This is a genomic window from Mesorhizobium amorphae (genome assembly GCF_014843845.1).
Taxonomy (GTDB): domain Bacteria; phylum Pseudomonadota; class Alphaproteobacteria; order Rhizobiales; family Rhizobiaceae; genus Mesorhizobium; species Mesorhizobium amorphae_A.
Genome location: NZ_JHQS01000007.1, coordinates 55080 through 68465, shown reverse-complemented (window position 1 = coordinate 68465; position 13386 = coordinate 55080). Strand labels below are relative to the sequence as shown.

The window sequence follows — 13386 nt, the reverse complement described above, 5'->3', positions numbered from 1 at the left end:
CAAGAGTGGAAATCCTATGAACGCGCCTCTCAACATCGCCATGCCCGCCGAGGCATCCGCCGCGCCGAAGAGCTACCGGCTGCTGATCGACGGCAAGCATGCCGACGCCCGCGACGGCCGCACGCTTGAGCGCAACAGCCCCGGCCACGGCTTCATTGTTTCGCGCTATGCGCAGGCCGGCGAGGCGGAAGTCGAGGCGGCGGTCCAGGCCGCGCACAAGGCATTCGAGACCGGCCCCTGGCCGCGCATGAAGGCCGCCGAACGCGCCGCGATCCTGCTCAAGGCCGCCGACCTGATCGAGGCTCAGCTGGAGGACATCGCCAGGCTCGATGCGCTGGAATCCGGCAAGCCGATCGCCCAGGCGCGCGGCGAGATCGGCGGCGCCGTCGACATCTGGCGCTATGCCGCCTCGCTTGCCCGCACGCTGCACGGCGAGAGCTACGCCAATCTCGGTGACGCCATGCTGGGTGTGGTGCTGCGCGAGCCGATCGGCGTCGTCTCGATCATCACGCCATGGAATTTCCCGTTCCTCATCGTCAGCCAGAAATTGCCCTTCGCGCTCGCCGCCGGCTGTACGGCGGTCCTCAAGCCGAGCGAGATGACCTCGGCCTCGACCTTCGTTCTCGGCGATATCCTGATGCAGGCGGGCCTGCCAAATGGTGTCGTCAACATCCTTGCCGGTCTCGGCGGCGATGTCGGCGCGCCGATGGTCAGCCATCCCCTCGTCGAGATGGTCTCCTTCACCGGCTCCACCCGCGTCGGCAAGATGACCATGGCCTCCGCGGCCAGCTCGCTGAAGAAAGTGTCGATGGAACTCGGCGGCAAGAACGGCCAGATCGTCTTCCCGGATGCCGACCTCGCAGCTGCCGCCGACGCGGCCGTATTCGGCGGCTTCTTCAACGCCGGCGAATGCTGCAACGCCGGCAGTCGGTTGATCGTGCATGAAGCGATCGCCGAAGACTTCCTCGCCGCCGTGAAATCGCTCACTGCCATGGTGACGGTCGGTGATCCGCTCGACGACCGCACCAAGGTCGGCGCCATGATCTCGTCCGACCATCTCACCAAGGTAGCCGGCTATGTAACGGCGGCGGCAAGCGACGGCAGCATCGTCTACAGCGGCGGCAAGCAATTGGCGTCCAATACCGGCCAATACCTTGACCCAACCATCATTCGCGGCGTGACCGAGGACATGGCGATCGCGCGCGAAGAAGTGTTCGGCCCGGTGCTTTCCGTGCTGACTTTTGAATCGATTGAAAAGGCATTGCACATCGCCAACAACACGCCCTATGGTTTGTCGGCAGGCGTGTGGAGTGCCAGTATCGACACCTGCATGTCGGTGGCGCGGAATGTGCGTTCGGGGACCGTTTGGGTGAACACGTTCATGGAAGGTTATCCCGAACTGCCTTTCGGCGGCTACAAGCAGTCCGGTCTCGGACGCGAACTCGGCAAGCGCGCAGTCGAGGACTATACAGAGGAAAAGACAATCCAGTTTCATCGCGGCCAGCGCACCGGATGGTGGGTCGGCTGAGTTGGGAGACCCCGGCGGACATCCGCCGGTTATGTGCATGCAACAAGGGAGGAAGTACATGTTGCGCAAACTGCTTATCGGAACGGCTCTCGCATCGGGCCTTGTGTTCGCGGCCCATGCCGAGGACGTCAAGGAAGTCCAGATGCTGCATTGGTGGACGTCGGGTGGCGAGGCCGCTGCCCTGAACGTGCTCAAGGAAGATCTGTCCAAGGAAGGCTATGCCTGGAAGGACGTGCCGGTGGCTGGTGGTGGCGGCGACGCTGCCATGACCGCGCTGAAGGCGATGGTCGCGGCGGGCAATTACCCGACCGCCTCACAGATGCTCGGCTACACCGTGCTCGACTATGCCGCAGCCGGCGTGATGGGCGACCTGACCGAAACGGCCAAGAAGGAAGGCTGGGACAAGTCCGTTCCGGCGGCCCTGCAGAAGTTCTCCGTCTATGACGGCAAGTGGGTCGCGGCTCCGGTCAACGTCCACTCGGTCAACTGGCTGTGGATCAACAAGGCGGTGATGGACAAGATCGGCGGCACCGAGCCGAAGACCTTCGACGACTTCGTCGCGCTGCTGGACAAGGCCAAGGCGGCGGGTGTCATCCCGCTCGCGCTCGGCGGTCAGAACTGGCAGGAAGCCACTATGTTCGACTCGGTCGTGCTGTCGACCGGCGGGCCTGAGTTCTACAAGAAGGCCTTCAACGACCTCGACGAGGAATCGCTCAAGTCCGACACGATGAAGAAGTCGTTCGACAACCTCGCCAAACTCGTCACCTATGTCGACCCGAACTTCTCGGGCCGCGACTGGAACCTCGCCACCGCCATGGTCATCAAGGGCGATGCCCTGGTGCAGGTCATGGGTGACTGGGCCAAGGGCGAGTTCAACGCCGCCAAGAAAACCCCGGGCACCGACTTCCTGTGCTACCGCTTCCCGGGCACCGACGGCTCAGTGGTCTACAACTCCGACATGTTCGGCATGTTCAACGTTCCGGACGACCGCAAGGCCGCCCAGGCAGCGTTGGCCACCGCCACCCTGTCGAAGAGCTTCCAGTCGGCCTTCAACGTCGTCAAGGGCTCGGTTCCAGCCCGCACCGACGTGCCTGACACCGACTTCGACGCTTGCGGCAAGAAGGGCATTGCCGATCTGAAGGCTGCCAATGACGGCGGCACGCTGTTCGGCTCGCTCGCACAAGGCTATGGTGCACCTCCGGCGGTCGCCAACGCCTACAAGGACGTCGTCTCGAAGTTCGTCCATGGTCAGATCAAGACCTCCGACGAAGCCGTGACCGAACTGGTCAAGGCGATCGACGACGCCAAGTAAGAACCGCGCACGAAGAGACCTTCCCCGCTCCGGCGGGGAAGGTTTCCAATCCGCTGATATGGTCGGCCTCGCGTCGATCAAAACCCCGTCTATACGGGGCCGTTCTCCCGCCCGGCGGTGAAGGACGGACTGCCGAACGGGAGGAGCTCATGAGTACGGTTGCGACAAGCCAGATCAAGCTGACACCGGAGCATAACGCCCGCCCTGGTGCCTCCATGCGTTCGCGTCTGCAGGACGCACTGCCAAAGATCGTGCTGGCGCCAAGCTTCGCGGCCACCGTCGTCTTCGTCTACGGCTTCATCCTGTGGACGATCTACCTGTCCTTCACCAACTCCAAGACCTTCCCGTCCTATGCGCTCACCGGGCCGCGCGCCTATCAGCGGCTGTGGCGCTGGACCTTCGAGAGCGATCCCCCGTCGAGCTGGTACACATCGATCATCAACATGGGCATTTTCGGCTTTCTCTACATCTTCATCTGCCTGGCGCTCGGCCTGTTCCTGGCGATCCTGCTCGACCAGAAGATCCGCGGCGAAGGCATGCTGAGGCCGATCTACCTCTACCCGATGGCGCTGTCCTTCATCGTCACCGGCGTTGCCTGGAAATGGTTCCTCGATCCCGGCCTCGGTCTCGAGCAGACAATGCATCAATGGGGCTGGACGAGCTTCCATTTCGACTGGATCAAGAACAAGGATTTCGTCATCTACACGGTGGTGATCGCCGGCGTCTGGCAGGCCTCCGGCTTCATCATGGCGATGTTCCTGGCCGGCCTGCGAGGCATCGACGGCGAGATCATGAAGGCGGCGCAGATCGACGGCGCCACCACCTTCCAGCTCTATCGCCGCATCGTCATCCCGCTGCTGCGGCCGGTGTTTCTCTCGGCCTTCATCGTGCTCGCGCACCTCGCCATCAAGTCCTACGATCTTGTCGTCGCGCTGACCAGCGGCGGGCCGGGCGGCTCGGCCTGGCTGCCCTCCAACTTCATGTATGAGTACACCTTCAAGCGCAACGAGATGGCCGTCGGCTCTGCCAGCGCCGTGATCATGCTGATGGCCATCACCGCGATCATCGTGCCCTATCTCTATTCCGAACTCAGGGAGAAGCCGCGATGAGCGCCGTTGCCACTCCCGACCGCCAGAGCACCGGCGGCATCATCAGCACCAGGACCCTGAACCGCATCGTCATCTACGGGCTGCTGGCGCTGTTCGCACTGTTCTACCTGATGCCGCTGTTCGTCATGCTGGTCACCTCGTTCAAGACCATGGACGAGATCCAGAACGGCAACATGCTGGCACTGCCCAAGGCGCCGACCCTCGAACCGTGGTTCAAGGCCTGGGGAGAGACCTGCGTCGGCCTGACCTGCGCCGGCATCAAGGGCTATTTCTGGAACTCCATCAAGATGGTGGTGCCGGCGGTGCTGATCTCGACCCTGCTCGGCGCGCTCAATGGTTACGTGCTGACCAAATGGCGCTTCCGCGGCCACACGCTGGTGTTCGGGCTGATGCTGTTTGCCTGCTTCATCCCGTTCCAGTCGGTCCTGCTGCCGATGGCGACGATCCTCGGCAGCCTCGGCCGCTTCGGTGTGACGCTGCAAAACGCGACCGGCATGTCGTTCGGTCTCGGAAATCCGACGGTCAACCTCGTCTTCGTGCACGTCGTCTACGGCCTCGGCTTCACCACGCTGTTCTTCCGCAACTACTACGAGGCTTTTCCGACCGAACTGATCAAGGCGGCGCAGGTCGACGGCGCCTCCTTCTTCCAGATCTTCCGGCGCATCATGCTGCCGAACTCGATGCCGATCTTCGTCGTCACCGTCATCTACCAGTTCACCAACATCTGGAACGACTTCCTGTTCGCCTCCGCTTACGCCGGCACCGGTGACGCAATGCCGATGACGGTGGCGCTGAACAACGTCGTCAACACCTCGACCGGCGTCGTCGAATACAATGTCAACATGGCGGCAGCGATGATCGCCGCCCTCCCCACCCTTCTCGTCTACGTCGTCGCCGGCCGCTATTTCGTGCGCGGGCTGATGGCCGGCGCGGTCAAAGGATAATCTGATGGCTTTTCTGGAAATTGATGGGCTGAGGAAGCGTTTCGGGACGGTCGAGATCCTGAAGGGCATCGATGTCGAGCTCGAAAAAGGCGGCTTCCTGGTGCTGGTCGGCCCGTCGGGCTGCGGCAAGTCCACGCTGCTCAACACCATCGCCGGGCTGGAAAACATCACCGAGGGCGAGATCCGCGTCGACGGCCGGGCGATCAACGATCTCCACCCGTCCAAGCGCGACATCGCCATGGTGTTCCAGAGCTATGCGCTCTATCCGAACATGACCGTGGCCGGAAACATCTCCTTCGGCATGGAGATGCGCGGTGTACCGGCCGAGGAGCGCCAGAAGGCGATCGACAAGGTGGCCAAGGTGCTGCAGATCGGCCACCTGCTGCTGCGCAAGCCGAGCCAGCTTTCCGGCGGCCAGCGCCAGCGCGTCGCCATGGGCCGGGCGCTGGTGCGCGATCCGAAACTGTTCCTGTTCGACGAGCCGCTCTCGAACCTCGACGCCAAGCTGCGCGTCGACATGCGCATCGAGATCAAGCGCCTGCACGCAACCACCGGCACGACCATCGTCTACGTCACCCACGACCAGATCGAGGCGATGACGCTGGCGACCAAGATCGCTGTCATGCGCGACGGCGAGGTGCAGCAATTCGGCACGCCGGCCGAGATCTACAACAACCCGACCAACATCTTCGTCGCCGACTTCATGGGTTCGCCGGCGATGAATCTGGTGCCGGCGACGATAGGCGGCAATGGCTCTGCCTTGTCGGTGGTGCTGCAACGCGACGGGCGTGAGCCGATCTCGCTGCCGCTCGCCGGTGCGCCAACAGGCCTGTCGGCGTTCAAGGACAAGCCGATCATCTTCGGCGTTCGCCCGGAAGCGCTGACCGATCCGGAGGGCGCCGAGCGCAATGCGTCGAACATAGCCACCGCCGATTGCCACATCGAAGTGATCGAGCCGGCCGGCTCCGACACGTTCGCGGTCACCAATCTTGGCGGCAAGGCCGTGGTGGCGCGGCTGCGCGCCGATGCCAAGATCCAGCCGGGCACCATCACGCCGCTCGCCTTCAACCTGACCAAGGCAGTGTTCTTCGATCCGGCGACCGAGAAGCGCATTCTCTGACGGCCATGGCAAACCCCGATATCGTCATCATCGGCTCCGGCATCGGCGGCGCCACGATCGCCTCCGGCCTTGCCGGCAGCGGTGCTTCGATCCTGATGCTGGAGCGCGGCGAGAAGCTGCCGGCGACGCCCGAGACGCGCGACACCCGCGCCATCTTCGTCGACGGCCATTATCGGCCGAAGGAGATGTGGCGCGAGGCCGGCGCTGCTGCCTTCAATCCGGGCAACTACTACTATGTCGGCGGCAATTCGAAATTCTATGGTGCGGTGCTGATCCGCTACCGCAAGGAAGACTTTTCGACCATGGAGCATTTCGGCGGCGTGTCGCCGGCCTGGCCGTTCTCCTATGACGAGTTCGAGCCCTGGTATTCGAAAGCCGAGCAGCTGTTTCGCGTGCGCGGCACGCTTGGCGAGGACCCGACCGAGCCGTTCCATTCGATCCCGTATGCCTTCAAGCCGGTACCCGACGAGGCGCCGATCGCACGAGCACGCGCCGAACTGAAAGGGCTCGGCCTGCATCCCGCTTCGCTGCCGCTCGGCGTCGACATCGACGCCTGGCTGAAGGACGGCAAGACAGGCTGGGATGCTTTTCCCAACACCGGTCAGGGCAAGATCGACGCGCAGTCCGGCCCGCTGACGGCGGCGCTGACGGACGAGAACATCCGGCTCGAAACCAGCGCCTATGTGGAGTACCTCGAAGCCGCCGCCGACGGCAAAACCATCGCCGCCGTGCACTACCGACAGAACGGCACACTGAAGAAAGTATCGCCGAAGCTGGTCATTCTGTCGGCCGGCGCGGTCAATTCCGCCGTCATCCTGCTGCGGTCGCCTTCTCCCAATGGCAAGGGAGGCGGCAAGGGCCTCGCCAACACTTCCGACCAGGTCGGCCGCAACTTCATGAACCACAATTCGAGCGCCATGCTGGCGATTGATCCACGCCGAAGGAACGACGCCGTCTACCAGAAGACGCTGATGCTGAACGACTACTATCTGTCGGACGGCAAGGGCGGCAAGCCGCTCGGCAACGTTCAGCTTCTCGGCAAGATCGACGGCAACATGCTCAGGGCCAATGTGAAGCTCGCGCCGAAATTCGCGCTCGATTTCATGGCCGGCCACGCCGTCGACTGGTACCTGATGTGCGAGGACCTGCCCGATCCCGAAAGCCGCATCATGGTCGATGGCAAGGACATCGTCATGCAGTGGCGGCGCTCCAACATGCAGTCGCTGGATGGCCTGACCAAGGTGATGCGCGAAAACTTCCGCGCCTGCGGCTATCCGATCGTGCTGTCGCGCCCTTTCGACAAGCGCACGCCGTCGCACCAGTGCGGCACCGTGAAGATGGGCAACGATCCGGCGACGTCGCCGCTCGACCCGTTCTGCCGCGCCTTCGACCACCGGAACCTGTTCGTCGTCGACGGCGGCTTCCTGCCCAACTCGGCGGCCGTCAACCCGGCATTGTCGATTGCGGCTCAGGCGCTGCGTGTCGCCGACCATATCCGCAAGACGGATCTTGCCGCATGACCCGCCCGGCAGTCATCGTCACCGGCGGCGCGCGCGGCATTGGGCTGGCCTGCGCCGAAGCGCTTGCCGACACCGGCTTTGATATTCTGGTCGCCGACCTTGCCCAAACGGCCGACGAAGGGCTCGCCGCCAACATCGCCGCGCGTGGCGCGAAATTCGCTTATATCCGCTGCGACATCGCCGATCTTTCTGCTCACGCCACGGTCGTCGATGCGGCGAAGCGCGCCTTCGGCCGCATCGACTGCCTGGTCAACAATGCCGGCGTCGGCGCCGTCGTTCGCGGCGACCTGCTGGAGCTGAAGCCGGAGAACTTCGACCGCGCGCTCGGCATCAATCTGCGCGGCACCGTCTTCCTCAGCCAGGCCGTTGCCAAGGCAATGCTTGCGGCACCGGGCGATAACCCGAAATCGATCATCACCATCACTTCGGTCAGCGCCGGAATGGCCTCGCCCGAACGCGCCGACTACTGCATCTCCAAGGCCGGGCTTTCCATGTGGGTGAAGAATCTGGCGCTGCGGCTCGCTGCCGAAAGCATCGGCGTGTTCGAGCTGCGTCCGGGCATCATCCGCACCGACATGACAGCAGGCGTGACCGCCAAATACGACGCGCTGATCGACGGCGGTCTGGTGCCGGCAAAACGCTGGGGCGAAGCCGCCGATATCGGCGCCGCGGTGGCCGCCCTTGCCGGCGGCAAGCTCGGCTTTTCCACCGGTTCGATCATCAATGTCGACGGCGCGCTGTCGGTGCCGAGGCTCTGAACGGATGAGACCATGAGCGACTACATAATCGTTGGCGCCGGCCCGGCCGGTTGCGTTCTTGCCAACCGGCTGAGCGAGGATCCCTCGAATTCGGTTCTGTTGCTCGAAGCCGGCGGCAAGGACTGGCATCCGTTGATCCATATGCCGGCGGGCTTCGCCAAGATGACCAAGGGCATCGCTTCCTGGGGCTGGTCGACCGTGCCGCAGAAAAACATGAAGGACCGTGTCTTCTGGTACACGCAGGCCAAGGTGGTGGGCGGCGGCTCTTCCATCAACGCCCAGATCTACACGCGCGGCAATGCCCGCGACTACGACGCCTGGGAGAAGGAGGAAGGCCTTGCAGGCTGGGGCTATCGCGACCTGCTGCCCTATTTCAAGCGCGCCGAGAACAACCAGCGCTACGCCAACGACTTTCATGGCGACCAGGGTCCGCTCGGCGTCTCCAACCCGATTTCGCCGCTGCCGATCTGTGAGGCCTATTTCCGTGCCGGCCAGGAGATGGGCATTCCCTTCAATCCCGACTTCAACGGCGCCAGCCAGGAAGGCGTCGGCTATTATCAGCTCACCCAGAAGGACGCGCGACGATCTTCCGCCTCGGTCGCCTATCTGAAGCCGATCCGCGCCCGCAAGAACCTCACCGTCAGGACGGACGTGCTGGTCACCCGCATCGTCGTCGAGAAGGGCCGCGCCATCGGCGTCGAGATCGTCGATAAGCCCGGCGGCGAGACAAAAATCCTGCGCGCCGAGCGCGAGGTGATCGTCTCCTCCGGTGCCATCGGCTCGCCCAAGCTTCTCATGCAGTCGGGCATCGGCCCGGCCGATCATCTGAAAGCGGTCGGCGTGACGCCGGTGCACGACCTGCCCGGCGTCGGCTCCAACATGCAGGACCATCTCGACCTGTTCGTCATCGCCGAATGCACCGGCGACCACACCTATGACAACTACGCCAAGCTGCACCGCACGGCATGGGCCGGCCTGCAATATCTGCTATTGAAGAAAGGCCCGGTGGCCTCCAGCCTGTTCGAGACCGGCGGCTTCTGGTACGCCGACCCGACCGCCGCCTCGCCCGACATCCAGTTCCATCTCGGCCTCGGCTCCGGCATCGAGGCCGGCGTGGAGAAGCTCAGGAATCCGGGCGTGACGCTGAACTCAGCCTTCCTGCGCCCACGCTCGCGTGGCACGGTGCGGCTGAAGAGCGCCGACCCGGCCGACCACCCGCTGATCGACCCGAACTACTGGTCCGATCCCTATGACCGCGACATGTCGATCAAGGGACTCCGGCTGGCGCGCGAGATCATGCGCCAGAAGGCGCTGCAACCCTATGTCCTGCGCGAAGTGCTGCCCGGCCCTACCCTGCAGAGCGACGACGAACTGTTCGACTATGCCTGCCGCAGCTCCAAGACCGATCATCATCCGGTCGGCACCTGCCGCATGGGCCATGACGAGATGGCCGTGGTGACGCCCGAGCTCAGGCTGCGCGGCATCGAAGGCTTGCGCGTCTGCGACGCCTCGGTGATGCCACGCGTGCCCTCCTCCAACACCAACGCGCCGACCATCATGGTTGGCGAAAAAGGCGCCGACCTGATCCTCGGCCGCGAGCCCTTGGCGCCGGCTGTTTTCTCTGGAAACCGCGCGGCTTAGTCGGAGGCAAAAAAGATGATCAGGCACTGTGTCTTCGTCCGTTTCCGCAGCGATGTCGCCGACGACGAACGCGCGGCAATCCACGCCGATCTCGAAGCGCTGCGCTGGGCGATCGATGGCATGGACGTGGTAAAATTCAGCGCCAATGTCAGCCCAGAACCTTTTGCACGCGGCTTCTCGCACGGCTTCACCATCGACTTCCGTGACGCCCCCTGCCGCGACGCCTATCTGGTGCACGAAGCGCATCAGCGCGCCGGCGCTCGCCTGGTCGCGGCGCTTGAGGGCGGCACGGATGGCCTGATGGTCTTCGATCTGGAAATCTAGAACCAATCCTCGAGCTGCGTCCCGGACTTGTCATTCCAGGCGGCGTTCGATCACATGAGCCGCGCGAAAAAGTGACCACCGGCCTTACGCAAACTGGCCGATAGTTCCTCGCATCCGTGAAGATGGAAGGAGGAACAATTTGCCCCTTAATTCGCAGCAGAAGAAAACCGTACTGGCGTCATTTCTGGGCTGGACCCTCGACGCCTTTGATTTCTTCCTTCTGACATTCCTGCTCACGGATATTGCAACTGAATTCCATGCTGACGTCCCGGCAGTCTCCAAGGCGCTGTTCCTGACACTGGCGACGCGCTTCATCGGCGCATTCTTCTTCGGCATGCTTGCCGACAAATACGGCCGCAAGCCGATCCTGATGCTCAACATCGTCAGCTATTCGGTGATCGGCGCACTGGCTGCCTTCTCCCCCAATCTCGGCATCTTCCTGGCGATGCGCGCCTTGTTCGGCATAGCCATGGGTGGCGAATGGGGGCTGGGCAGTTCGCTCGCCATGGAGTCGATCCCGCCCAGCGCACGCGGCATGGTCTCGGGCATCCTGCAGTGCGGCTATCCGGCCGGCTACCTGCTGGCGGCGGTGGTCTATGGCTTGCTCTATCAGCAAACGATCGGCGGCTATACGATCGGCTGGCGGGCCATGTTCCTGCTCAGCTTCCTGCCGGCACTGATCGTCCTGTTCATCCGCTCCCACGTGCCGGAATCACCTGCCTTCGTCGACGCACAGAAAACGGCCAGGCCGGGGCTCCTGGAAACGCTGCAAAGGCACTGGGGCGTTGCTCTCTATGCGGTGGTGCTGATGATGTTCTTCAACTTCTTCAGCCATGGCACCCAGGACCTCTACCCAACCTTCCTGAAGAAGCAGCATGGCTTCGACCCGCATACGGTGAGCTGGATCACCATCGTCGCCAACATCGGCGCTATCGTCGGCGGCCTGGCGTTCGGCGCGCTGTCCGAGAAGATCGGCCGCGTCAATGCAATCACCATCGCCTGCTTGATCGCCTTGCCGTCGATTCCGCTGTGGGCCTACTCGACCACGCCCTTCATGCTGGCCATCGGCGCCTTCATCATGCAGGTCGCGGTCCAGGGCGCCTGGGGCGTCATTCCGGTGCACCTCAACGAGCTTTCGCCCGGCGCCGTGCGCGCGACCTTGCCCGGCTTCATCTACCAGGCCGGCAATCTCGCGGCCTCCTATGGCGGCCCCTACCAGGCCGGCATCGCTGAGGGTCCGGGTGGTAGCTACGGCTACGCGCTGGCGCTTTTCGCGGGCGTGGTCGCGGTCTGCATCATCGTCGTCATTCGCTTCAGTCCGGAACGGCGCGGCCAGGTGATGACGGTGCTTGGTTAGCCAAGCCTGAGCGCCACGACGCCGGCGACGATGCTGAGCGCGGCAGCACCACGCCAGCCCGTCATCTTTTCGCCCAGCGCGAAGACCGAGATCAACATGGCGAACAGGATGGAGGTCTCGCGCAGCGAGGCGACCGAGGCGATCGGCGCCTTGGTCATCGCCCACATGACGATCCAGTAGGCGGCACCGCTGAGCACGCCGGTGAACAGACCCGCCTTCCAGTCGCGCGCCAGCACCGGCAGCGCTTGGCGTCCACGGAAGATGAGGCACAGTACCAGCGCCCCGATGGCATCGCAGATGAACAGCCAGGCGGCATAGCTCTGCGCGGTGGCGGCGAGCCGCGCGCCGCTGCCGTCGGATAGCGTATAGCTGGCGATGAAGATCGAGGTGCCGAGCGCAAAACCGACCGCGCGCAAATTGAGCCGCTCCAGATGCGCGCCGCCCCGAAACGACATCACCAGCGTGCCGGCCGACAACAGCAGAATGCCGAGGATGGCGAGCGGTGCCGGCACCTCCTTGACCACCACCATGCCGCCGAGTGCGGCGAGCAGCGGCGCGGTGCCGCGCGCCAGCGGATAGGTCTGGGCGAAATCGCCGGCCCTGTAGGCGCCGATGAGGAAGGTTCGGTAGCCCATGTGGAATATTACCGAAGCGATGATGTAGGGCCACACTTCGGCCTTCGGCACCTCGACGAAAGGCAGCACCACCAGTCCTGCCGCGCCCATGCCGAGCGTCATCAGCGTGATCGACAGGAAGCGGTCGAGATGCACCTTGACCAGCGCGTTCCAGATCGCGTGCATGGCGGCGGCGGCAAGCACCGCGAAGAACACGAACAAGGTCATCGCTGCCTCATCCGCCTCCGGCTGTCGCAGCGGCGAGCGGCGTCTCCAGGTCGATGTCGACACGCAGCGGAAAATGGTCCGAGGCGACCTCGCCGATGTCGGCCCTGACCGAGCGCACGCGATCCGCAAAAATGCCGCCGACGAAGCAATGGTCGAGCCGGCGCTTGGTCACCTTGCCATCGATTGCCTTCACATGGGTGTGGAAATCCGCCACCGGCTCTGCGGCGACGGCGGCGGCATCGACAAAGCCGTCGAGATACGCGGCACCCCGATGATACGGCGTGCTGCCGACGATGCGCCGGTATTCGGCGCTCCCGGGCTCCATGTTGAAGTCACCCAGCCAGATCGCGGCGAGCGGGTTCTCCGGCTCGGGCTCGCCATTGCTCCAGTTGCGCTCGGGCTCATCGTCGGCGCCGCTCCATGGCCCGCCTTCGGAAGGCGCCCGGCGATGTTCGTTGAGCAGATAGTCGATCTGCTCCAGCCGCTCCTCGGCAGCGATGTGGGCGAGATGCAGCGACAGTACCCGCACCGGACCTGCGGGGGTGCGGATCATGCATTCGAGCGCCGCATTGCGGGTGTTGAGAGGCCGCAGCGTGCGGCGCAGCGGCAGCGTGTGCAGGCGCGACCAGACGATCGGCAGCCTGGACAGCAGCATGGTGCCGAACTGCCGGCGACGGGTGACCATGCGGCCATCGCGTTCCTGGCTCGCATCCATGTCGAAGGCCGGGCCATAGACCCAGTGATAGCCGGGCAGCAACCGGGAAAGACGTTCCGGCTGATCGTCCTCGTTTGTGCGCTGCCAGTGCCGCTCCACCTCCTGCAAGGCGATGATGTCGGCGCCGGCAACGACCTTGGCACAGCGCGCGAGGTCGTAGCGGCCATCGCCGCCGAAGCCGTACTGGATGTTGTAGCTGACGAGCTTCATTGCTTA

General features: G+C 63.9%; 12 protein-coding genes. 10 read left to right on the top strand and 2 right to left on the bottom strand.

Translation table 11 applies throughout. From position 1 onward, the window contains the following. The first annotated feature begins 16 nt into the window (after window positions 1-16). The 10 genes from DH08_RS02875 (at window position 17) to DH08_RS02830 (ending at window position 11613) form a co-directional block, all read left to right on the top strand. Entirely contained in the window at window positions 17-1528 is a 1512-nt protein-coding gene (locus DH08_RS02875) for an aldehyde dehydrogenase family protein (protein WP_192177804.1), read from the top strand. Between the two features lie 58 nt (window positions 1529-1586). Continuing rightward, window positions 1587-2840 carry an ABC transporter substrate-binding protein gene (locus DH08_RS02870; RefSeq protein WP_192177803.1) on the top strand — a complete coding sequence of 418 codons (1254 nt, stop codon included), beginning with the start codon at window positions 1587-1589 and terminating at the stop codon, window positions 2838-2840. A gap of 149 nt (window positions 2841-2989) precedes the next feature. Then, complete coding sequence (locus DH08_RS02865; RefSeq protein ID WP_192177802.1) at window positions 2990-3949, top strand: carbohydrate ABC transporter permease; 960 nt, start codon at window positions 2990-2992, stop codon at window positions 3947-3949. Next, window positions 3946-4893 (top strand): carbohydrate ABC transporter permease, encoded by a 948-nt coding sequence (locus tag DH08_RS02860; protein WP_192177801.1) that lies wholly within the window; start codon window positions 3946-3948, stop codon window positions 4891-4893. The genes DH08_RS02865 and DH08_RS02860 overlap by 4 nt, the downstream gene beginning before the upstream one ends. A gap of 4 nt (window positions 4894-4897) precedes the next feature. Continuing rightward, entirely contained in the window at window positions 4898-6013 is a 1116-nt protein-coding gene (locus DH08_RS02855; RefSeq protein WP_192177800.1) for an ABC transporter ATP-binding protein, read from the top strand. Window positions 6014-6018: 5 nt separating this feature from the next. Then, a complete protein-coding gene (locus tag DH08_RS02850; protein ID WP_192177799.1) occupies window positions 6019-7533 on the top strand; it encodes a GMC oxidoreductase in 1515 nt (504 codons plus the stop codon). Further along, window positions 7530-8291 carry a 3-ketoacyl-ACP reductase gene (locus DH08_RS02845; RefSeq protein ID WP_192177798.1) on the top strand — a complete coding sequence of 254 codons (762 nt, stop codon included), beginning with the start codon at window positions 7530-7532 and terminating at the stop codon, window positions 8289-8291. The genes DH08_RS02850 and DH08_RS02845 overlap by 4 nt, the downstream gene beginning before the upstream one ends. 12 nt (window positions 8292-8303) lie before the next feature. After that, entirely contained in the window at window positions 8304-9932 is a 1629-nt protein-coding gene (locus tag DH08_RS02840) for a GMC family oxidoreductase (protein ID WP_192177797.1), read from the top strand. Between the two features lie 15 nt (window positions 9933-9947). Further along, window positions 9948-10256 carry a Dabb family protein gene (locus tag DH08_RS02835; protein ID WP_192177796.1) on the top strand — a complete coding sequence of 103 codons (309 nt, stop codon included), beginning with the start codon at window positions 9948-9950 and terminating at the stop codon, window positions 10254-10256. Between the two features lie 139 nt (window positions 10257-10395). After that, entirely contained in the window at window positions 10396-11613 is a 1218-nt protein-coding gene (locus tag DH08_RS02830; RefSeq protein ID WP_192177795.1) for an MFS transporter, read from the top strand. Here DH08_RS02830 and DH08_RS02825 read toward each other — a convergent pair. After that, a complete protein-coding gene (locus DH08_RS02825; RefSeq protein ID WP_192177794.1) occupies window positions 11610-12455 on the bottom strand; it encodes an EamA family transporter in 846 nt (281 codons plus the stop codon). The two genes, DH08_RS02830 and DH08_RS02825, sit on opposite strands and share 4 nt — an antisense overlap. Window positions 12456-12462: 7 nt before the next feature. Next, on the bottom strand, window positions 12463-13380 hold the full coding sequence (locus DH08_RS02820) for an endonuclease/exonuclease/phosphatase family protein (protein ID WP_192177793.1): 918 nt from the start codon (window positions 13378-13380) through the stop codon (window positions 12463-12465). Window positions 13381-13386 lie beyond the last annotated feature (6 nt).